Below are 20527 nucleotides of genomic sequence, written 5' to 3' on the forward strand. Positions count from 1 at the left end.
CCCTGCGCCAGGTCATGGGCCTCGACGACACGCCGGCCCGCCTCGCGGACTCCACCCTCCTCCTGATCGACTTCCAGAACACCTACCGCACCGGCGTGATGGCCCTCGAAGGCGCCGAACCCGCCCTGGAAGCGGCCGGCCGCCTGCTCGCCGCGGCCCGGGCCGCCGGAACCCGGGTGATCCACATCATCAACGACGGCGGCGAGGGCACCCCGTACGACATCCGCGCCGAGATCGGGGCCATCAGCGCCGAGGTGGCCCCCCGCGACGGCGAACCGGTCGTCGTCAAGCAGTTCCCGAACTCCTTCCACGCCACGGAGCTGGAGAAGACCCTGACGGAACTGGGCGCCGGCCACGACTTGATCCTGGCCGGGTTCATGACCCACATGTGCGTCACCTTCACCGCCCAGGGGGCCTTCAACCTGGGCTACCGACCCACCGTGGTCGCCGAGGCGACCGCCACCCGCCCCCTGCCCGGGCCCGACGGAACCGCGGTACCGGCCGCCGCCCTCCAGGCCGCGAGCCTCACCACCATCGCCGACCTCTTCGGCATCGTCGTCCCCACGGCCGGGCACCTCACCGCCTGACGCCCCTGTCCACGCCGTGCGCGACAGAACCGGCGCCCGTGCCGGTCTCCGTGGCCGGCGGGTGACCGCGCGGGTCGCGCAGGTGAAATCGCACCCATGTCGGGGGTGTTGAGCGAGGTATCGGTCAGGGGATTCTCCTTTCGGTCCACCGGTCCGAGGGCCAGACTCACACCATGACCGGTGACGAGTCCGGCCCTCCGCCGGAACCCGACGAGTACCTCGAACGCGTCCTGTGGGAAGCCTTCCGCGAGGCGTGCGCCACGATGCGCCTGCACGGCGCGGTCCCCGGCAGGGTCCGGGCCCACCGTCCTCCCGAGGTGGCGCCCGTGGGCACGTTCCCCGACCTCGGCGCGTCGCACACGCTGCGCGAACTGCTCGCGCAGGTCGAGGCCGAATGCGCCGTGTACGTGCGTGAGTCGCCGGCCCCGCGCGGGACCGGCGGGCAGGACACCGGCCGGCTGGTCGTCGCCGCCGCGGTCTGGCCGGCGGAGGGCCTCTCGGGACTGCGCGTCTCCTCGTACCGGCGCGACGGCACGCTGGAGGAGATCACCGCCGAGGGCGTACGCCTGGAGGACACCCACCTCGACGTGCCCTGGCTGCGCGGCTGCCTGCCGGCCGCCCGGCGGACCGATCCGGACACCCACCCGGCCTCCGCCCGCGCCTCCGCCGCCGCCGGCTCCTCGGGGCCGGTCACCTCCCCGATGTCCGCCCCGGCTCGGACTTCGCGCACGGGGGCGGGTCTCGTCGCGCTCGCCCTCGTGGGCCTGTTCGGTTGCGTGACCGCCGTCCTGGGCGTGATCGGGCTGCTCGCCGGCACCTGGGACCGGCCCACCTGCGGCGGGCGGACGATGACCCCGGGAGACAGTTGCGTGGGGTTCGGCGCCACCACCACCTACGAGGAGAGGCGCGCGGCCATGGGCCACCGGCCGGACCCCGCCCTCTTCGCCGTCGGCGGGACGGCGGTCATGGTCGCCTGCGTGGCGTGGGGCCGCGGTCTGGACCGGCGACACGGGAGAACCCGCGACGCGGGATGAGCACCACCCCCGCCGGTCCTCGCGGCCGGCAGGGAAGCACGCCGTCGCCCCCCGGACGCTCTCACGGGGACATCCCGGCGGACGTCCGCGAGCCGAACCGGTGTCGGCGACGCGCCTCGCCCGGGAGGGCGAGACGCGCCTGGCCGGGGTCAGTGGAACAGCATGGACGCGTCCCCGGCCGGGGTGGTGACGGAGCCCGGGCAGAGGAAGCTTCCCGAGGTCTTGGTCGCCGTGAAGGCCTGGTTGACGTACTTCCGTGTGGACCCGTCACGGTTCCACACGATGTTCGTCGCCTTGTAGCGACAGGAGATGAAGCTCTGTTTGCCGGTGATGTCGATGGCGTCGGTCTTCGCCAGCGCGGCCGCGTCGTCGAAGGTGAACGAGGGGTTGTTGTTGAGGGAGGCGGTGATTCCGCCGCCGCAGGCCAGGTTGCCGCCGGGGGTGTTGACGGTGGTGCGGTCGACGGTGAGGGTGCTCGGGGGGACGGCGCTGGTGCGGGCGTTGGTCCAGGCGCAGGTGTTGCCCGCCACGACCATCACCCCGTCGACCCGCTGATCGACGGTGGGTCCCAGGGCCAGTGCGGTGGTCGAGCCGCCGAGCACCAGCGCGGCGGCCAGTACGGTGACGCGGGACCATGTGGAGATCGTCCTCATGTCGCTCCTCTTTGCCACGTCCTTGTGGGGGTGTACGGCGAGGCGTGGGGGCCGCGCCGCTCGGAACGTCCCACAGGGGTCTTGAAATGTCAGGCCCATGCCAATCTATTGGCCGGATGGCACCAGTCTGGCGGGAGGTCGTCCGTCGGGCCCCCTCGCGGTCGGGGCGCGCCGGGCGTCGGAGACCCGACGCGGCGCGCCCCTCGGGCGATGTCAGAGGCGGGCGCCGAGGCGGGACTTGGCGGCCGGCCATTCCTCGGCGAGCAGCGAGAAGTAGACGGTGTCCCGCCAGGTGCCGTCCGGGCGGCGGCGATGGCGACGCAGTACGCCCTCGCGTTGCGCGCCGAGTCGGGCGATGGCGGCCTGTGAGCGGAGGTTCAGGTGGTCCGTCTTCAACTGGACCCGTCCCATGCCGAGTTCCTCGAAGGCGTGGGTCATGAGGAGCAGCTTGGTCTCGGTGTTGACCGCCGAGCGCCAGTGGGCGCGGCCGTACCAGGTCCAGCCGATCTCCAGGCGCTCGTGGGCGGCGTCGACGTCCATGAAGGTGGTCCAGCCGATCGCCTTGCCGCTCGCGCGGTGGATGACGGCGAAAGGCAGGTAGGTGCCGCGCTCCGCGTCCGCGAGCAGTCCCGCGAGTGTCGCGCCCAGTTCCGCCTCGGTGCGCGGTGCGACGCCTCCCTGCCAGCGCCAGACCTCGTCGTCACCGCCCCCGGCCGCGAACAGGTCGCCGAGGTGGTCCATCGACAGGGGGACGAGGGTGACGTGCCGGCCGGTCAGGGTGACGGGGGCGGGGATCTTCGCAGGCATGAAGGCACTCTAGCTCTATGAACTAGGAACATCAAATATATGCACTAGTGCAAAAATGTCGAGGTGATCCGGTCTGTCGATGTGCTCCGGACCGTGGATGACGCCTCGGTCCATCGCTTCCGGGGATGCGAGGTTCCCGGGATGCAAAAAAGCTCCGGGCCGAATGGCGGCCGGAGCTCTCGTCTGGGGGGTATATTTGACGTTTCATGTTCGTCGGAATGTGAGCATGAAACAGCTTTACGAGGACATCGTACCGCGTCAGGAGTGGAATTGTCAACCGAAGAATTCCGTGTCGAGCAGCAATTCATCGACGGGATCTACGCCCGCCTCGATGACCTGCGTGACCAGGCCGAACGCGCGATGACCGGCGCCCTGGCCGACGTCGGGAGCGGGTTTCAGGCGCGCCTGGAGCGGGATGTGCTGGTCGCCGAGCAATCCGGTCTCCTTTCCGCCCTGGACTCGGGGGAGAACGGTCTCTGTTTCGGCCGCCTGGAGTTCTCCGACGGTCGGGACCACCACATCGGCCGTATCGGTATCCGGCAGGACGACGGCGAACGCACCCCCCTCGTGCTCGACTGGCGCGCCGACGTCGCGCGTCCGTTCTACCTCGCGACCGGGCACGTGCCGATGGGGCTGCGCCGGCGCCGACACCTCACCACCCGGGGCCGGGAGGTCGTCGCGCTGCACGACGAGATCCTCGACCTCGCCGACACCGAGCGCACCGGGCACGAGGGCGCCGACGCGGACGCCGTGCTGCTCGCCGCGCTCGACGCGGCCCGGACCGGCCGGATGCACGACATCGTGCGGACCATCCAGGCCGAGCAGGACCGGATCATCCGCTCCCCCCACCACGGGGTACTCGTGGTGGAGGGCGGACCCGGCACCGGGAAGACGGCCGTCGCACTGCACCGCGCCGCCTACCTGCTGTACGCCCACCGCGAGACGCTCGCCAAGCGCGGCGTCCTCATCGTCGGACCCAACCCGGCCTTTCTCGGCTACATCGGGGAGGTGCTGCCCTCCCTCGGCGAGACCGGCGTGCTGCTGGCCACCCCGGGCGAGCTGTACCCGGGCGTCCACGCGACCGGTACCGACCGCCCCGGCGCCGCCGCCGTGAAGGGCGACGCCCGGATGGCCGAGGTGCTCGCCCGGGTCGTGGCGGACCGGCAGGCGCTGCCGGAGTCCGTACCCGCCGGTGCGGGTGAGGACGCCGACGTCGTGCCCGAGCCCGCCCTGGAGATCGACCACGACGACTACGGGACGCTGCTGCTCGACCGCACCATGGCGCACGAGGCCCGGGACCGGGCCCGTGCCACCGGGCTGCCGCACAACCTGGCCCGGCCCTACTTCGCGTTCCGTGTCATCGACGCGCTGACCGAGCAGCTCGCGGACCGCCTCGGCGCCGATCCGTACGGCGGCCCCAACCTGCTCGGCCCCGATGACGTCGCGCAGCTCGGCAAGGAGATCGCGACCAGCGCCGAGGTGCACGCGGCCATCGACACGCTCTGGCCCTCGCTCACACCCCTGCGGCTGGTCTCCGAGTTCCTCGCGGACCCCGAGCACCTCTCCGAGCGGGACGCCGAGCTGATCCGCCGCACCACGGACGACTGGACGCCCGCGGACGTTCCGTTGCTCGACGAGGCGGCCGAACTCCTCGGCTTCGACGACAGCGCGCGGCGCGCCGCCGAGGAACGCGAGCGAATGGAGCGCGTCGCCTACGCCCAAGGGGTCCTGGACCTCTCGCTCGGTTCGGAGTCGTACGAGTTCGAGGACACCGAGAACGAGTTCCTCGCCGCGCACGACCTCATCGACGCGGAGCGGATGGCGGAGCGACACGAGGAAGCCGACCACCGCAGCGCGGCCGAGCGGGCCGCCGCCGACCGCACCTGGGCCTTCGGGCACGTCATCGTGGACGAGGCGCAGGAGCTTTCCGCGATGGCCTGGCGGCTGCTCATGCGACGCTGCCCGACGCGCTCCATGACCCTCGTCGGAGACCCGGCGCAGACCGGCGACGAGGCGGGCTGCGGCTCGTGGGAACAGATCCTGGACCCGTACGTCGAGAACCGTTGGGAACTGGTGCGCCTCGCGGTCAACTACCGCACGCCCTCGGAGATCATGGACCTCGCCGCCGCCGTGCTCCGGGCCCGGCACCCCGGTTTCGAACCGCCCGGTTCGGTGCGTTCCACCGGGGTGCGCCCCTGGGTGCGGGCCACGGAGGACCTGGCCGGCGCCGTCGCGGAGGCCGTGCGTGGCTCCGCGCCCGCGGAGGGCCGGCTCGCGGTGATCGCCCCGCGCCCGCTGCACGAGCAGCTCGCGGGCGCGCTGCCCGGCGTTCCGGTCGGCGGCGAACCGGACCTGACCCGCGACGTCGTGCTGCTGGAGCCCCGCCAGGCCAAGGGCCTGGAGTTCGACACAGTGATCGTGGTGGAGCCCGCGGACCATCAACCGAGCGACCTGTACGTGGCCCTCACCCGCGCCACCCAGACCCTGGGGGTACTGCACACCGGGCGCCTGCCGGAAGGGCTGGAGGACACGCTGTAGAGGGCGCCCTGCCGATCGGGCGGGTCGGGCCGGCGCGCGAGGGCGCCGGGTGACGGCTGTCGTCATCCTGCCGACAAGCCGTGGAGTCGCAGGGCGAGTTGCAGCTCCAGGGCGGACGTCGGGGTGTTCCAGTCGTCGCCGAGGAGTCGGCGGATCCGCTCCAGCCGCTGCACGACCGTGTTCACGTGGACGTGCAGGGCGTCCTTGGCCTGGGACAGGCTCCCGCCGTGGGCGTAGTACGCGTCGAGGGTTCGGACGAGTTCGGTGCCGCGCCGGTCGTCGTAGGCGATGACCGGCCCGAGCACCCGCTCGACGTAGCCGCACACGTCGGCCCGGTCGCCGAGCAGCACCCCGAGGAATCCCAGATCCGGCAGGGCGGCGCCGTGGCCGGTGCGATGCAGCGTGTGCAGGGCCTCCACGCAGCGCAGGGCCTCGGCGTGGGCGGTCGACAACCCGTTCGGTCGATCCGCCGGACCGGCCGCGCCCACCGTCACCGGGCTCTCCAGTGCGCGACCCAGTTCCCCGGCCAGGGACCGGGCGACCGGGCCGGGCCGGTCGTCGGGTTCGACGGCGGGCACGACCAGCACCACGCGCCCCTCGTACACGCCTGAGAGCCCCCGCAGGGAACGCGCCCGGCGGGCCGTCTCGGCGGCCAGGCGGGCCCGTACGGCCTCCTCGCAGTGCAGGACCAGCACCGAGTGGGGCCGCGCCAGGTCGAGGCCCAGCCTGCGGGCCCGCAGGGTCAGGCTCCCGGCATCGCGGGCCCGGTCGCCTTCCTCCGGCGCCAGCAGATCGCCGAGGAGTTCGCCGCGCACCCGGTCCTCTGCCTCCGCTATGGAGCGCCGGAGCAGCAACAGCAGGGCGGTGACGAGACCGGCGCGCTCGAACAATCGCCGTTCGGACTCGGTGAGCGGCGCCCGCCCGGTGAGGGCGATGCTGCCCAGGAGCTCCGGGCCGGCCAACACCGCCCACACCCAGGTCCCCTCCACCGGGACGGCCCGGCCGCCCGAGCGGGACTCCGCGGCGCCCCGTACCGGCGGGGCGATCGGTTCGGAGGCGACCCGCGCGAGTTCGGTGCCGTCGACGTCGTGGATGACGATGCCGCCGCCCAGGAGGGCCGCGACCTCACGGGCGAGATCCTCGATCTCGCCCCCGCGCAGCACCAGTTCGGTGAGCCGGTCGTGCGTCTCGGTGGCCAGCCGCATCGCCTCGCTGTGCGCGCGGACCGTCTCGTTGGCCTCGTTCAGGTCGACGAGCGCGGCGCGCGTCTCCTCCAACAGCCGGGCGCCGTCGATGGCCACGGCCGCGTGGTCGGCGAGGGACGACAGCAGGGCCACGGCGTCGGGAGCGAAGGCGCGGACCGCCCGGTCCGCCGCGTACAGCACCCCGATCACCCGCGTACCGACCCGCAGCGGGACCCCGAGGATGCCCCGCAGTCCCTCCTCGCCGACGCCGCGGTCGATGGCGGTCGTGTGCCGGAAGCGGCCGTCGGCGCGGTAGTCGCTGCTGGCGTAGGGCCGGGCCGTCTGCGCCACCAGCCCGCCCAGCCCCTCGCCCATCCCGAGCCGCAGCTGCTGGAAGGCGGCCGACACCGAACCGTCGGTGACGCGCATGAAGGTGTCCCCGACGGCTGCGTCGTTGAGGGTCAGGTAGGCGACGTCCGTGCCCAGCAGGGTGCGGGCCCGTCGGACGATCGCCCGCAGCACGGAGTCCAGGTCGCGCAGGGCCGCCAGGTCGCCGGCCGTGTCGAACAGCGCCGTCAACTCCGCCTCCCGGCGCCTGTGTTGGTCGAGGGTGCGCCGGATGTCCAGCGCGGCCTGCGCGGCCTCCTCCACGAGGGCCACCTCCGCCGCGCGGGCACCCCCGTCGCGTGCCCGCGCGGCGGCGGTGGTCAGCCGCTCGGCCGGCGCCCCCTCGGCCAGCAGCCCCAGCAGCCCGCTCAGGGCCGCTGCGGCGGGATTGGCCTCGGGGAGCCGGGGGTGGGTGGAGTCGGTGCCGGTCGGGTGCGGCCCGGTCGCGTAGGAGGGGAGGGCGCCGGGGGTGCCGGCGCCGCGGTCGGTCGCGTCGTGGTTGGTCGCGTCGTTCACGAGGCCCATGCTGGCAGTTCCCGGGGCGCGTTCGTCCCGGTCAGGCGATGTCGGAGGGCTGTGCGGCGCGGACGGGCGGGCGCTGCCCGGCCGGAGCGGAAGCGCGGGCGGGCGCCGTGAGATCCCGACCGCGGGTCTCCTTGGCGACGGCCACGGTGAGGGTGGTGACGAGGGCGGCGGCGCACAGGTACACGGAGACCGGCAGCGAGGAGCCGTGGTCCTTGAGGAGTTCGACGGCGATGATCGGCGCCAGTGCCCCCGCGACGATCGAGGCGAGTTGGGAGCCCATGGAGGCGCCGGAGTAGCGGACCCTGGTGTCGAACATCTCCGAGATGAAGGCGGCCTGCGGGCCGTACATCGCGCCGTGCAGCAACAGGCCGACCGTCACCGCCACCGTGATCACCGGGAACGACCGGGAGTCCACCAGGGCGAAGAAGGCGAACGCCCACAGGGCCATTCCCACGGAGCCGATCATCGTGACCGGCCGGCGTCCGATCCGGTCCGACAGCGCGCCCCAGGCGGGGATGGTGACGAAGTGGACGGCGGACCCGATCAGCACGGCGTTGAGCGCCGTGCTCTTCGACATCCCGAGGTGAGTGGTCACGTAGACGAGGAGGAAGGAGGTCAGGACGTAGTACGAGATGTTCTCGCCGAACCGGGTCCCGATCGCCGTGAGCACCTCGCGCCAACTCCTGCGGAACACCTCGACCACGGGTGCCTTCCGCGCGACCTCCCCGGACGCGGGTGCCTCGGCCGCCGCCTTCGCCTGCGCGGCGAGGAAGACCGGCGACTCGGAGACCGAGATCCGGATCCACAGGCCGGCGATCACCAGCACCCCCGACAGGAGGAACGGGACGCGCCAACCCCAGGCGAGGAAGGCCGCCTCGGACTGTACGGAGGCGAGCAGCGCGAGTACCCCGGTGGCCAGCAGATTCCCGCCGGGCGCACCCGACTGCGGCCACGACGCCCAGAAGCCGCGGTGCTCGTCGCCCCCGTGCTCGGAGACGATCAGCACGGCACCGCCCCACTCGCCGCCGAGTGCGAAGCCCTGTACGAGCCGCAGGATCGTGAGCAGGACGGGCGCCCCGACCCCGATCGTGCCGTAGGTGGGCAACAGCCCCATGGCGAAGGTGGCCCCGCCCATCAGGAGCAGGCTGAGCACGAGCAGCTTCTTGCGCCCGACCTTGTCGCCGAAGTGCCCGAAGACGACCCCGCCGAGCGGACGCGCGAGGAAACCGATGGCGTAGGTGACGAACGCGATCAGCGTTCCGGTCAGCGGGTCCGCGGTGGGGAAGAACAGTTTGTTGAAGACGAGGGCGGCGGCGCTTCCGTAGAGGAAGAAGTCGTACCACTCGATGGTGGTGCCGATCAGGCTGGCCGCGACGATCCTTCTGATGCCGGACCGGGTCTGCGGAGCCGCTGCGGGGGAGACCATGTGCACCACTTCCAGGGGCCTGTGGGGACGTTCCGTGTCGGCACAACGTAGAAGTCCGCAGATCGGCGGTACATGTGGGCGGTCATCACAATCGGGCACACTCCTGTGTGCCCGAACGCCACAGCGTCGAGGTCGACGGCGCACGATGCCCTCGACGCCCACGGCGACGAGCGAGGGCCCGCGTCGTTCCCCGGACGCGGGGCCTCGCTCGTCGGCGGGCGGAGCGACTCGCGTCGATGCCCCGGGTCAGCCGCCCTGGCCGGCGCTCCCGATGGGGCCGACCTTGACGGGGGAGCCGTTGCCCTCCGTGACGGGCAGCGTGGCGGCGCCCGGCCAGGCGAGGGTGACCGACTTCGTCTCGTCCGGCGGGGTCACGACCAGTCCCGTGATGCGGACTCCGGAGCCGCCCGAGGTGTTGAGCGGGTAGGTGACGCCGAAGGAGACGGCGGCGCCCTTCTTGAGGGTGGTCGTGCCGGGGTGCTCGCCGGTGCGCTTGGCGGACAGGGATCCCGAGGCCGTCTTCACGTCGACGCCCGCGTACTCGGAGAGCGTGCAGTCCTTGCCGCCGCGGTTCTTCAGCTGTACGGCGACGGTGCCGTCGGTGTCGCCGCCGACGGTGCCGTCGATCGCCGTGATCTCCAGGTCGTCGGTGCGGCACTTGTTGGTCTTGCCGCTGTCGGAGCCGGTCCCGGCGGCCGTGCCCTTCCCGCTGCCGCCCGTCCCCGCCGAGGCCTTGCCGCCGCTCTGGTCCGAACTGCCGGAGCTCGAAGCGCCGCCCGAGGAGGGCGGGGTGGACGCGGCCGGTGATGCGGTGGACGCGGACGACGGGCCGCCTTGAGCCGCACCGTCCTCGCCGTTCTGGCAGGCCGTGAGCGAGAGACCCGCGACGATGGCCAGGGCCGTGAAGGTGAGCTTGTGAACGCGCATCGTTTCTTCCTCGGGATCGGTGGGTGGTGTCGGCCGCTCGGGTCGGTGCGGGGCGGTCCGAGCGAACGCTTCTGATCACCAAGAGCCGTCCGACCGGCGGGCCGTTCCGCCCAACCGTGCCCTCATACCTTCCTGTTACACGCACCGGCCGGAGTCGGGTGCGCGACCACCGGGTTCATCGTGTCGGGGCATGCCGCCGACCAGCCGAGACGATGCTTCTCGCCACCTTCGGGACCTGTTCTCGGCCACCCGTCGGTTGGGGCGGTTCTGTGACCCGATCGATCTTGACCCGAGGCGATGACGTGCCCTCCTCAAGCTCCGACCGTTACGCCGTGTGGACGACGCGTCACCGTTCGGCGCGGCATCCGATCGCCGCGGGTGCCGGTGCGGAGGGGCTCGGAGGCCGGCGGGCCGGGTGGATCGGGGAGCGTCGGGCCGTACCCTGCGGTGGCCGCCGGTGGTCCCACGCGGGCGTGCCGGCGCCGGGTGTTCACGTGGTGGACGGTCGTTCCCGACGCTCCCACCTGCTGCTACAGTCCCGTCCATGCAGCACACCACCACCCTCGCCATGATGCGAATGATGCCCCCACCCCCGGAGGCGCTTCGCTAGCGAAGCCGTGTGCGCACCAGCTGCGACGGACCCTCCGGAAACGGAGGGTCCGTTTTTTGTTGCCCGGACCCGGACCCGGACCCGCCCGCCACCGACAGAAGGCGAAGTACCCGCCATGTCCCACTTGCCAGTCGTCGCCCTCACCGACTGCGCCGATCCCAACGCGCTGGCCCGTCAGTCCGCCCGGATCGCCACCCTCTTCGGCGCCACACCGACGGTCCTGCCGCTCGGCGGACCGGACCCGGAGGGCGCCGCCGCCCTCACCCTGCTCGACCTCCTGCGTTCAACGGACCTGACCGGCGGGCCGACCCGGCCGGTGGTCGTCATGGTCAACATCGCCCCGCGCGACGGGCACTGGCCCAACGGCGTGCCGTTCTGCTACTTCCGCCACGGGCAGCACCTGGTCATCAGCACGGTGAACCACCGCGTCCTCGCCCCGCTGGCGACCTACCTGGGGCTGGAGGAGGTCCGGGTCACCGACGTCCGTGAGGTGCTGGAGGCCGCTGCCGCCGACTGGGCCGAGCTGGCGGACACCGAGGTCGAGGAGATCGTACGGACCCAGTTCCGCAGCCTCTGGTACGTACCGTTGCTGGCCCGCTGGCTGGCGGACGGCCGTCCCGTCCCCGCGCAGCCGCTGGCGGTGCGCCCGCCCGCCGAGCAGGAGGTGCGGGTCGCCGTCGTGGACAACTTCGGCAACTGCAAGTTGGACCGTCCCGCCGTCGCACTGCCCGGCTACGACGGTACGGACGGGCTGACCGTCCACAACCGGCGCGACGGCCGCGGCGTCCGGGTGCGATGTTACGACCGGCTGCCCGACGTCCCGCTCGGCGAGCCCGGCATCACCGTCGGGAGTTCCGGGATCGGCTTCGCCGAGCTGGTCGTTCGCGGCGGCTCGGCAGCCGAACTCTTCGGTCTGCGCCAGGGCGACCAGGTGTTCCGTCTCGCCGGCTGACATGTGAGCGGCGCGTCACCCCATGGTGGCCGGCGCGGTCGTGCGCCGCGCCGCCGATCCGTGTCGCCGAGCGCACGGCCTCGGCCCGTTCCCGTACCCCCCCTTTCCGGACCCCTTCGAAGGACCCTCCATGTTCCGCACCCGCACAACCGTTGCGGCTTCCGCCGTCGCCGTCCTGCTGACGGCCTCCGCCTGCGCACCCCAGCCGGAGGGTCCCGCCGGGGCGACCGGATCCGCCGCCCCCACCTGCACCACCGGCAGCCCAAGCCTGCACAAGAGCGGGCAGTTGACCGTTGCCACCGATTCCCCGGCCTACGCGCCCTGGTTCGACGGCAACACCCCGGCCAACGGGAAGGGCTTCGAAAGCGCGGTGGCCTACGCGGTCGCCGGCAAACTCGGCTTCGGTCGGGACCAGGTGAAGTGGGTCGTCGAACCTTTCGCGCATTCCTATGCTCCCGGGGCGAAGAACTTCGACTTCGACATCAACCAGATCTCCATCACCCCGCAGCGGGCGAAGGCGGTGGACTTCTCCACCAGTTACTACACGGCCGACCAGGCCGTCCTGACGCTGGACCACTCCGGTTTCGCGAAGGCCGCTTCACTGGGTGAACTGAGGGACGCCAGGATCGGCGTCCAGGTCGCCACCACCAGCTACCAGGCGGTACTGGACCAGCTCAAGCCCTCGCGCCGACCGAGCGTCTTCAACACCACCAACGACGAGGTCAACGCGCTGAAGAACGGCCAGATCGACGCGATCGTCACCGACCTGCCGACCGTGTTCTACCTCGCCGGCTCGGAGCTGGACAACGCCAAGATCGTCGGACAGTTCGGCTACGCGGGCGGAACCCCCGAGGAGTTCGGCCTGCTCCTGCCCAAGGGCAGCGGGTACACCCCCTGCGTGAACCAGGCCCTGAGCGCACTCAAGGCCGACGGCACACTCGCCAAGCTCACGTCGCAGTGGCTGTCCGCCTCGGCGAACGTCCCCGAGCTGAAGCCGTAGCGGGCCGACCGTGGACCTCGTGAAGACGGCCGCTCAGAATCAGCAGGCCACACCGCCGAACGACGCCTACCGACCCAGCGAACGCGAGCGGGAGCGGGAACGGTTCCGCCGCTCCCGCAAACGACGCCACACCTGGACCGCCGCCCTGTGCACCCTTCTCTGCCTGGTGCTGATGGCGGCGGCAGCGGTGGCCTCGCCCGGCTGGGAGCGCGTCCACAGCCTCTTCCTGGACGGCGCCGAGCTCCGGGACGCGTTCCCCGAACTCCTGCGGGCCTTCTGGCTCAACGTTCAGATGTTCCTGATCGCCGAAGTGCTGATCCTGGTCCTGGGGCTGCTGATCGCCCTGGTACGGGTGACCCGCGCGCCCGGACTGGCGCCGCTGAGGCTGGCCGCGACCGTCTACGTCGACGTCTTTCGCGGCGTGCCGACCCTGCTCCTGGTCTTCCTCGTCGGATTCGGGCTGCCGGCCCTGAGGTTGCAGGGCACCCCCTCGGAGCCCTGGGTGCTCGGAGTGATCGCCCTGGTCCTGTCCTACAGCGCCTACGTCGGCGAAGTGCTGCGCGCCGGACTGAACTCCGTCCACCCCGCGCAACGCAACGCCGCGCGGGCCCTGGGGCTGGGCGAACGACAGACCCTGCGGCACGTGGTGCTGCCGCAGGCGGTGCGCAACGTCCTTCCGCCCCTGCTCAACGACTTCATCGCACTGCAGAAGGACACCGCGCTGGTCGCCGTGCTCGGTCCGCTGGAAGCGCTGCGCGCCGCGCAGATCAAGGCGGACTACGACTTCAACTACACCCCGTACCTGGGAGCGGCTCTCTTGTTCATCGCGGTGACCATTCCGTTGACCCGCTTCGCCGACCGGCTCCAGCGCCGTGCGGCGCAGCGCACCCGTGCGGAGACGGGCCGATGAGCCGGCCGCTGCTGCGCATCCGCGGCGTACGCAAGCAGTACGGGTCTCGTCTCGTCCTGCGCTCGATCGACCTCGACGTCGCCGAGCACCAGGTCGTCTGCCTCATCGGCGGTTCGGGTTCGGGCAAGTCCACCCTGCTGCGCTGCGTGGACCTGTTGGACGTCGTCGACGACGGCACCATCCACCTGGGCGACAGCGAACTGACCGACCCCCGCCTGGATCCCGACGTCGCCCGCCGACGGATCGGCATCGTCTTCCAGGCCTACAACCTGTTCCCGCACCTGAGCGTGCTGGACAACATCACGCTCGCGCCGCGCCGGGTCCACGGCGTCCCGCGCAAACGGGCCGAGGAGTCGGCCCGTGAGCTGCTGGCGCGGCTCGGACTCGCGGACAAGGCGCACGAACACCCCGACCGGCTGTCCGGCGGCCAGCAACAGCGCGCCGCGATTGCCCGGGCCCTGGCCACCGAGCCTGAGCTGCTCCTCTTCGACGAGATCACCTCGGCGCTCGACCCCGAGCTGGTGGGCGACGTCCTCGACGTGGTCGCGGACCTCAAGCAGCGCGGCCTGACCATCCTCATGGCCACGCACGAGATGGGCTTCGCCCGGCAGGTCGCGGACCAGGTCTGCTTCCTGGAGGACGGTGTGATCGTGGAACAGGGCACCGCGGAGCAAGTCCTCACCGCCCCGAGGGAGCAGGCCACGCAACGCTTCCTCACCCGCGTACTGGACCGCTCGCAGTGACTTGCCGTGGCGCGACCGGATCGTTGGCTAGGGTGTCGAGGAGTCGTACCGGCCAGGAGCCGCTGCACACAGGGCAGTTGGTCGACCTGATGGCCGGTCGGACATGACGGAGGGCTCGCGTTGGATCTTCTGGCCGGAGTGGACCCACGCGGTGGGCGAGTGCCCGACCGACCGGCGCCCTCGGTGCTGCCCCCGTCGCTCCGCGGGTCGATCGGGCTGATCGCGGCCCTCACCGCGCTGGTGGTCGTCGTGCTCGGCTTCCTGTACGCCGGCCACAGCGAGCCCGGCACGGTGGACGCGTGGATCCATGAGGCGGTGTACGGGGTGCGAGGGCCCTGGAGGCACGTCGCCCTGGCCACGGACTTCCTGGGGGAGCCCGCCGGGGCGGCCATGCTGGTCGCGGCCGTGGTCGCGGGCTGCCTGCTGCTCCGCAGCCCGCGCACGGCGGTCCTCGTGGTCACCGGCGCCGGCGTCACGGTGGGCACGACGACGGGCCTCAAGTACCTGGTGGGACGCACCATCAACGGCGGTTACCTGTCGTACCCGAGCGGGCACACCGCCTTCCTCACCGCCCTCGCCCTCGTGGTGGCGCTGCTCGCGACCGGCCGCCTCGGCCTCGGCCGGACGGCCGGAACGCTCCTCGTGCTCGCCGCGGCGCTGGTCGCCGGTACCGCCATGGGCTGGGCCCAGGTCGCCTTGGGAGCGCACTACCCGACCGACGTCCTCGGCGGTTGGTGCACCGCGCTGGCGCTGGTACCGGCGACCGCGTGGCTGGTCGACCGGACGGCCGACCGGAGGGCCGACCGGACGACCAACGCCATGTACGGGCAAGTGCGCTGACGTCACGTCATTTCATGCGAGGCGGCGGAACACGGGCTTCACCGGTCGCCCGCCCAGCCAGGGGCCGGGATCGGCGGCGTCCAATGCCTTCCGGTACACCGCACACGCCTGCGCCACCACGTCGACGGTGTGATCGATGTCGACGTCGTCGAGTGCGCTGCTCACCACGAACGACGGGGCCAGCACCCCGCCCGCGAGGAGCCGGCGCAGGAACAGCGTGCGGTACTGCTGCGACGGCCGCAGGTTCTCGTCGAGGGTGGCGAAGACCAGGTTGCTGGCACGGCCCTTGACGACGAGGTGATCGCCGACGCCCATGGCGGTCGCGGCCTCGCGGACACCGGCGGCCAGCCGCTCGCCGAGGTCGTGCAGCCGTGCGGTGATGCCCTCCTCGGCATAGGTGGTCTGCACGGCCATCGCGGCGGCCAGCGCGTGCGTCTCCGCACCGTGCGTGGTGGACAGCAGGAACACCCGGTCGCCGGAGTGACGCAGTCCGCCCCGCTCCATCAGGTCGCGGCGGCCGGCCAGCGCCGAGACGGCGAATCCGTTGCCCAGCGCCTTGCCGAACGTGGAGAGGTCGGGGACGACGCCGTACAGGCCCTGGGCGCCCGCCTCGGACCAGCGGAAGCCCGTGATCATCTCGTCGAAGACCAGTACGCAGCCGTGCCGGTCGGCCAGTGCGCGCAGGCCGGCGAGGTACCCGGGCGGCGGCTCGGCGTGGCCGGCGGGTTCGAGGATCAGGCAGGCGACCTCGTCCCGGTACCGGGTGAGCAGCTCTTCCGTGGCGGCCAGGTCTCCGTAGGGGAAGGCCACGGTGAGTTCGGTGGTCGCCGCCGGGATGCCGGCGGACATCGGCGTGGTTCCGATGAACCAGTCGTCGACGGAGAAGAACGGATGGTCGCCGCAGAGGGCGACCCGCGGGCGCCCGGTGACGGCGCGGGCGAGGCGGACCGCCGCGGTGGTGGCATCGGATCCGTTCTTCGTGAACTTCACCATCTCGGCCGTCGGCACCGTGGCCAGGAAGCGTTCCGCCGCGTCGACCTCGACGATGGACGGTCGGACGAAGTTGCCGCCGCGGTCGATTTCCCGCCGCACCGCCTCGATCACGCGGGGGTGGGCGTGGCCGAGGCTGACCGACCGCAGGCCCGAGCCGTACTCGATGTAGCGGTTGCCGTCCACGTCCCACACGTGGGCACCGCTGCCGTGGCTGATGACCGGGGCGAGGTTCTCGGGGTACTGGTCGTCGCCCTTGGCGTAGGTGTGCGCGCCCCCCGGGATCAGGGAGTGCAGCCGTTCGTTGGCCACCCGCGAACGGGGCAGACGGAACTCGTCGGATTCCGCGCCGACTTCGGTGTCTTCGGTGTGCACGCCGACCTCAACCTTCCTGGTGCTTGAGGACCTCGGCGAGGCTCGGCGCCTCCCGGTCCCGCCGGGACATCGATGCGACCGGCAGCGGCCAGGGGATGGCGAGCTCCGGGTCGTCGAAGGCGATCGTCACGTCCTCGGCCGGATCGTGCGCCCGGTCGATCCGGTACGAGGTGTCGGCGATGTCGGTGAGCGCCTGGAAGCCGTGCGCGCACCCGGCCGGGATGTACAGGGTCGCCTGTGTCTCGCCGGACAGTTCGAAGAAGGCCCGGTTGCGGTGGGTGGGCGAGTCGGGCCGCAGGTCCACGACGACGTCGAAGATCTTCCCGTACGAGCACCGCACCAACTTGGCCTCGCCCGCGCCGGCGCGCAGGTGCAGGCCGCGCAGCACCCCCCGGACCGAGCGGGACACGCTGTCCTGGATGAAGGCGTCCGGGTCGAGGCCCACCGAGCGGACCAGGTCGGCGTCGAAGGTCCGGCAGAAGAAGCCGCGCTCGTCGGCGTACGGCGTCGGTTCGAACAGGTACGCGCCCGCGATCGTCGGGACTTCGGTCGCCTTCATGGAGTCTCCCGCAGTGCGTGGGTGGGGGCGGCCGTCGGGAAGACGGCAGCGGTCAAGGCAGTGAACTGGCCGTCGAGTTGCCGGACGGCGATCAGGTTCCGCTCGGTGAGGATGCGGCGCAGCTCCGCCGACCGCTTCTCCAGCTCCCGGAACTGTTCGAGCAGCCGGTCGGCGTCGACCTCCCGCGCCGGGTGGCAGTACGCCTCCAGGCCCATCCGGGCCATGAGGGCGTCGCTCTTCGCCGCGTAGCTGAGTGCGAGCGTCGGCGTGCCGACCTTCAGCGCGCAGATCAGGTTGTGGTAGCGGGTCGCGACCACGGTGTCGGCAGCCGCCATCTCCTCCATCAGGTCGGCCAGCGAGGCCGCCTCGGAAGCGGTGACCAGCGGCGAGTCCACCGCGTCGAGGATCGCGGCGACCACCGGCGCGTCGCACGCGTCGCCGGTGAGCAGCCGCACCGGCCTGCCGTCCTCGACCAGCGCGCGGACGAAACGGATCGTCCCGCCGAGGTAGCGCCGGTGGATCTCCTCGGCGCGGTCGCGGTCGTCGTCGCCGCCGTGGAAGGCCATGACGCCCAGGGCGACCGTGCCCGGCGCGACCGCGGGCGCGCCGGCCCGCGGCGTCGGCAGGGCGAACGCCAGGTCCGGGTAGACCTCGTCGTGCGCGGTGTCCACGCCCATCCCTCGCATCGCGTCGCGGGACAGGGTGTCCCTGTACGACCGGTAGCCGGCCAGCCGCGCCGACCAGCGCACGAGGGCTCGGGTCGGCCGGTTGCCGATCGGGGCGGCCCCGACACCGACCAGCGCGACCGGGGTGTCGAACAACCGGCCGGACGCGCAGAGCAGGAACAGCGAGTACGGGAACCCCCACGGCCGCAGCGGCAGCGTGGCCTCCAGGACGCCCATGCCCGGCACGATCACCACGTCGTGCCGGCGCACCCAGGCGGCGGTGCGGAAGACGTCGACGAGCTTGCCCAGACCCTTCGCGGCGACCGCGCCCGCACGGGACGCGGTCCGGTACTCCCCGCGGTACCAGTGCAGCCGGGTCGCGGGGATGCCGTACCGGGACGAGACCACCTCGGGTCCGCCGCACAGCGCGTCCACGACCGCCCCCGGGTGCTCGGCGCGGAGGTGGCCGAGGACGGCCTCCAGCGACCCGTCGTTCCCGAGATTGCCGGAACCGAGCAGACCGAACACCCCGACACGCACCGGAGTTCCGTCTCCGGAGGTCATGCCCGCCTCCCCTCTCGGCCGGCGACGAGGGCGTCGACGGACACATCGAGGAGGGACGCGTCGACCGGGGCGCGGTCCTCGACCCGCTCGCCGGCGCCCGGCCGCAGCCGGCTGGTCATCCACGCGGCCAGATGGCGCCGGCACGCGCGCCGGTCGGACGGGGACAACGGCGCCCGCCGGATCGCCGAGGCGAAGCCCCACACGTACTCGGCGAGCAACCGGGGCGTCGGATGCAGCGGGCCCGCCCGACGCGGGTCCAGGTTGACGCACCGGGAGCGCTTGGACGGGTTCGCCCGCTCGGCGCGGGTGGGATGGTCGCGGCGGAAGTACAGCAGCTCCGGCACTTGGTGGAAGGGCCCGTGCAAGGTGATCTCGGCGACGAACGTGCGGTCCGCGTGGTGGTAGCTGTCGTGCGGTTTCACCCGGCGCAGCACGTCCGCCCGCATCACCCCGTAGAAGTCGTCGCCACCGGGCTCGAACAGCAGACTGCGGAAGCGCTCCGGCGCGTGGGGGGAGTCGGTGGCGAGCCCGTACTCGTACGGGACCTTCACCTTGCCGTCGCCGTCGATGACGGCCTGCCCGCTGTGCGCGAGGATCACCTCGGGCCGCTCGTCCAGCGTCTCCACACACCGCCGCAGCAGGTCCCGGGCGTACAGATCGTCGTGCGAGGCCCACTTGAACAGTTCGCCGCGGCACTCGGTGAACACGTGGTTGTGGTTCGGCGCCGCACCGATGTTCCGGGGCAGCCCGAGGTAGCGGATGCGTGAGTCCCGGGCGGCGTACCGGCGGCAGATGTCCCGGGTCCCGTCGGTCGAGGCGTTGTCGGAGATGACCAGCTCGAAGTCCTCGTAGGTCTGGCCGAGCAGGGCGTCGAGCGACTGCGCCAGGTACTCCTCGCCGTTGTAGACGGGCAGGCCGATGCTCAGCCGGGGTTGGGCGGTCATGATGTCCTCACTTCGGGGATGTGGTCGTGGTGGCGCTCGCGCAGGGCGGACCGCAGTTGCAGCCACCACACGGCCGAGCCGCAGACGGTCGCGGCGGCGACGCCCCAGGCCGAGCCGACCGTGCCGGCCACGGCGGCCCCGCCGAGTCCGCCGCCGACGTAGCAGACGGAGGCGAACAGTTGGCAGCGCAGACTGCGCCGCGCCGCGGCGAGCGCGCGCAGTCCGGCCGCAGCGCCGCCGCCGAGGCCGGCGCCCGCGACGCCGAGGGTGGCCGGCACGATGAGTTGCGAGGCGGAAGGCCAGACGCCGCCGAGTACGACCTCGCCGAGCCGGTCGGGCATCAGCAGCAGCGCCGAGCCCCAGAGCAGCGCGGCGGCGGCCTGCCCGCCGCCCAGCGCGAGGCAGAACGGGCCCAGCCGGTGCGGGGTCTGCCGCAGCACCCGCGCCGCCTCGGCGACGGTGACGAGCGAGAGCCCCATCAGCAGGGCGAGGAACGGACCGAGCAGCAGTTCCGCACCCCGGACCGCCCCCACCGCGCCGACCCCCACGATCACGCCGAGCCCGTACGCCCGCAGCTGGCCGGCGCCGCTGAGGCTGACGTTCTCGACCAGGTACCGGTAGCCGAGGTCCCGCTGCTCACGAAGCCACCCGCGAGCCCGGGCCGGCCGCGGTCGCATGCCGGACTGGAAGCAGCCGTACGCGGCGGCCACCGCGGCGGACGCGCCCCAGGCGAGCACGAAGGAGGCCACGCTGCCCACGCGGGCCGCCACGACCATGGCCGGGACGAGCGCGACGCCCCACACCAGGTCGTTGGCGAAGGCCTTGCGGCCGGCGCCGGCGGCGAAGAACGCGAACCGCCAGGCGTCCTGGAGCAACAGCGCCGGCAGCACGACGCCGAGACAGGCGAACGCGGAACCCACGTCGCCGCCGAGGCCGAGCCCGACCAGCAGGCACACCGCGCCGAGGACCGTGCCGACGACGAGCGCGGCCCCCGACGAACGGGCCGCCGCCGCCCGCCACGAGGCTTCCGGCGCGCCGCTGAAACGCACCACGAGCGGATCGGTGGCCAGCCCGCGCGCGACGTTGAGCACCACGCCGTAGGTCAGCCAGGCCAGGCTGAACACGCCGAACGCGGCCAGCCCCAGCGAGCGTGCCACGTAGATGCCCACCGCGAAGTTGGTCATGCTGGAGGCCGCCTGATCGGCCAGCCCCCACGACAGCCGGCCCACGACGGCCCGCGCGGCGGACCGCCGGCCCTCCTCGGCCCGGACCGCCGGTGTCGCCGTCTTCTCCCCCTCGGTGGCCAT

Annotated in this window: 18 protein-coding genes; 8 read left to right on the top strand and 10 right to left on the bottom strand. The window is 72.4% G+C overall.

All coding sequences use genetic code 11. The features are described 5' to 3' along the window. The first annotated feature begins 14 nt into the window (after positions 1-14). On the top strand, positions 15-587 hold the full coding sequence (locus ACQEVM_RS14020) for an isochorismatase family protein (RefSeq protein WP_433079997.1): 573 nt from the start codon (positions 15-17) through the stop codon (positions 585-587). Positions 588-760: 173 nt separating this feature from the next. Beyond that, positions 761-1621, top strand: coding sequence for a hypothetical protein (locus ACQEVM_RS14025; RefSeq protein ID WP_433078482.1), 861 nt, complete (start codon positions 761-763; stop codon positions 1619-1621). A 149-nt stretch (positions 1622-1770) separates the two neighbouring features. Here ACQEVM_RS14025 and ACQEVM_RS14030 read toward each other — a convergent pair whose 3' ends face one another. Both ACQEVM_RS14030 and ACQEVM_RS14035 read right to left on the bottom strand, forming a co-directional pair. Then, positions 1771-2274, bottom strand: coding sequence for a hypothetical protein (locus tag ACQEVM_RS14030; protein ID WP_351377988.1), 504 nt, complete (start codon positions 2272-2274; stop codon positions 1771-1773). A 213-nt stretch (positions 2275-2487) separates the two neighbouring features. Then, complete coding sequence (locus ACQEVM_RS14035) at positions 2488-3081, bottom strand: GNAT family N-acetyltransferase (RefSeq protein ID WP_433078484.1); 594 nt, start codon at positions 3079-3081, stop codon at positions 2488-2490. Between the two features lie 270 nt (positions 3082-3351). Here ACQEVM_RS14035 and ACQEVM_RS14040 point away from each other — a divergent pair, with 270 nt between their 5' ends. After that, positions 3352-5619, top strand: a complete 2268-nt coding sequence (locus tag ACQEVM_RS14040) for a HelD family protein (RefSeq protein ID WP_433078486.1) — start codon at positions 3352-3354, stop codon at positions 5617-5619. 62 nt (positions 5620-5681) lie between these two features. On the opposite strand, the gene ACQEVM_RS14045 is transcribed toward ACQEVM_RS14040, so the two are convergent. From ACQEVM_RS14045 to ACQEVM_RS14055, 3 genes are all read right to left on the bottom strand, one after another. Next, on the bottom strand, positions 5682-7562 hold the full coding sequence (locus ACQEVM_RS14045; RefSeq protein ID WP_433079999.1) for a helix-turn-helix domain-containing protein: 1881 nt from the start codon (positions 7560-7562) through the stop codon (positions 5682-5684). Between the two features lie 184 nt (positions 7563-7746). Then, a complete protein-coding gene (locus ACQEVM_RS14050; RefSeq protein ID WP_433078488.1) occupies positions 7747-9141 on the bottom strand; it encodes an MFS transporter in 1395 nt (464 codons plus the stop codon). Between the two features lie 246 nt (positions 9142-9387). Continuing rightward, positions 9388-10068, bottom strand: coding sequence for a DUF4232 domain-containing protein (locus tag ACQEVM_RS14055; protein ID WP_433078490.1), 681 nt, complete (start codon positions 10066-10068; stop codon positions 9388-9390). Between the two features lie 725 nt (positions 10069-10793). Here ACQEVM_RS14055 and ACQEVM_RS14060 point away from each other — a divergent pair. The 5 genes from ACQEVM_RS14060 to ACQEVM_RS14080 all read left to right on the top strand — a co-directional run bounded on the left by ACQEVM_RS14060 (position 10794) and on the right by ACQEVM_RS14080 (position 15123). Then, complete coding sequence (locus ACQEVM_RS14060; RefSeq protein WP_433078492.1) at positions 10794-11630, top strand: SAM hydroxide adenosyltransferase; 837 nt, start codon at positions 10794-10796, stop codon at positions 11628-11630. 130 nt (positions 11631-11760) lie between these two features. Continuing rightward, positions 11761-12630: an ABC transporter substrate-binding protein gene (locus ACQEVM_RS14065; RefSeq protein WP_433078494.1), complete on the top strand. Its 870-nt coding sequence runs from the start codon at positions 11761-11763 to the stop codon at positions 12628-12630. A gap of 19 nt (positions 12631-12649) precedes the next feature. Continuing rightward, complete coding sequence (locus ACQEVM_RS14070; protein WP_433078496.1) at positions 12650-13540, top strand: amino acid ABC transporter permease; 891 nt, start codon at positions 12650-12652, stop codon at positions 13538-13540. Next, the gene (locus ACQEVM_RS14075; RefSeq protein WP_433078498.1) at positions 13537-14283 is read left to right on the top strand and encodes an amino acid ABC transporter ATP-binding protein; all 747 of its coding nucleotides are present in this window, start codon (positions 13537-13539) and stop codon (positions 14281-14283) included. The genes ACQEVM_RS14070 and ACQEVM_RS14075 overlap by 4 nt, the downstream gene beginning before the upstream one ends. A gap of 159 nt (positions 14284-14442) precedes the next feature. Then, a complete protein-coding gene (locus tag ACQEVM_RS14080) occupies positions 14443-15123 on the top strand; it encodes a phosphatase PAP2 family protein (protein ID WP_433078500.1) in 681 nt (226 codons plus the stop codon). 12 nt (positions 15124-15135) lie between these two features. Here ACQEVM_RS14080 and ACQEVM_RS14085 read toward each other — a convergent pair whose 3' ends face one another. Genes ACQEVM_RS14085 through ACQEVM_RS14105 form a run of 5 tightly spaced genes read right to left on the bottom strand, consistent with a single transcriptional unit; the run spans position 15136 to position 20527 of the window. Then, entirely contained in the window at positions 15136-16488 is a 1353-nt protein-coding gene (locus tag ACQEVM_RS14085) for a glutamate-1-semialdehyde 2,1-aminomutase (protein WP_433078502.1), read from the bottom strand. Between the two features lie 7 nt (positions 16489-16495). After that, the gene (locus tag ACQEVM_RS14090) at positions 16496-17047 is read right to left on the bottom strand and encodes a dTDP-4-dehydrorhamnose 3,5-epimerase family protein (protein ID WP_433078504.1); all 552 of its coding nucleotides are present in this window, start codon (positions 17045-17047) and stop codon (positions 16496-16498) included. Then, positions 17044-18276: a polysaccharide pyruvyl transferase family protein gene (locus tag ACQEVM_RS14095; protein ID WP_433078506.1), complete on the bottom strand. Its 1233-nt coding sequence runs from the start codon at positions 18274-18276 to the stop codon at positions 17044-17046. The genes ACQEVM_RS14090 and ACQEVM_RS14095 overlap by 4 nt, the downstream gene beginning before the upstream one ends. Further along, positions 18273-19220, bottom strand: coding sequence for a glycosyltransferase family 2 protein (locus ACQEVM_RS14100; RefSeq protein WP_433078508.1), 948 nt, complete (start codon positions 19218-19220; stop codon positions 18273-18275). The genes ACQEVM_RS14095 and ACQEVM_RS14100 overlap by 4 nt, the downstream gene beginning before the upstream one ends. After that, positions 19217-20527: a hypothetical protein gene (locus ACQEVM_RS14105; protein WP_433078510.1), complete on the bottom strand. Its 1311-nt coding sequence runs from the start codon at positions 20525-20527 to the stop codon at positions 19217-19219. The genes ACQEVM_RS14100 and ACQEVM_RS14105 overlap by 4 nt, the downstream gene beginning before the upstream one ends.

Source organism: Streptomyces sp. CA-243310, from assembly GCF_050936775.1.
Classification (GTDB): Bacteria; Actinomycetota; Actinomycetes; order Streptomycetales; family Streptomycetaceae; genus Streptomyces.

Bases quoted from the DNA above. Each gene is read 5' to 3' on its own strand.
- ACQEVM_RS14020 (WP_433079997.1), top strand. From the start codon at position 15: ATGGGCCTCGACGACACGCCGGCCCGCCTCGCGGACTCCACCCTCCTC.
- ACQEVM_RS14030 (WP_351377988.1), bottom strand. From the start codon at position 2,274: ATGAGGACGATCTCCACATGGTCCCGCGTCACCGTACTGGCCGCCGCG.
- ACQEVM_RS14050 (WP_433078488.1), bottom strand. From the start codon at position 9,141: ATGGTCTCCCCCGCAGCGGCTCCGCAGACCCGGTCCGGCATCAGAAGG.
- ACQEVM_RS14065 (WP_433078494.1), top strand. From the start codon at position 11,761: ATGTTCCGCACCCGCACAACCGTTGCGGCTTCCGCCGTCGCCGTCCTG.
- ACQEVM_RS14100 (WP_433078508.1), bottom strand. From the start codon at position 19,220: ATGACCGCCCAACCCCGGCTGAGCATCGGCCTGCCCGTCTACAACGGC.
- ACQEVM_RS14095 (WP_433078506.1), bottom strand. From the start codon at position 18,276: ATGACCTCCGGAGACGGAACTCCGGTGCGTGTCGGGGTGTTCGGTCTG.
- ACQEVM_RS14025 (WP_433078482.1), top strand. From the start codon at position 761: ATGACCGGTGACGAGTCCGGCCCTCCGCCGGAACCCGACGAGTACCTC.
- ACQEVM_RS14060 (WP_433078492.1), top strand. From the start codon at position 10,794: ATGTCCCACTTGCCAGTCGTCGCCCTCACCGACTGCGCCGATCCCAAC.
- ACQEVM_RS14055 (WP_433078490.1), bottom strand. From the start codon at position 10,068: ATGCGCGTTCACAAGCTCACCTTCACGGCCCTGGCCATCGTCGCGGGT.
- ACQEVM_RS14090 (WP_433078504.1), bottom strand. From the start codon at position 17,047: ATGAAGGCGACCGAAGTCCCGACGATCGCGGGCGCGTACCTGTTCGAA.
- ACQEVM_RS14035 (WP_433078484.1), bottom strand. From the start codon at position 3,081: ATGCCTGCGAAGATCCCCGCCCCCGTCACCCTGACCGGCCGGCACGTC.
- ACQEVM_RS14075 (WP_433078498.1), top strand. From the start codon at position 13,537: ATGAGCCGGCCGCTGCTGCGCATCCGCGGCGTACGCAAGCAGTACGGG.
- ACQEVM_RS14105 (WP_433078510.1), bottom strand. From the start codon at position 20,527: ATGGCCACCGAGGGGGAGAAGACGGCGACACCGGCGGTCCGGGCCGAG.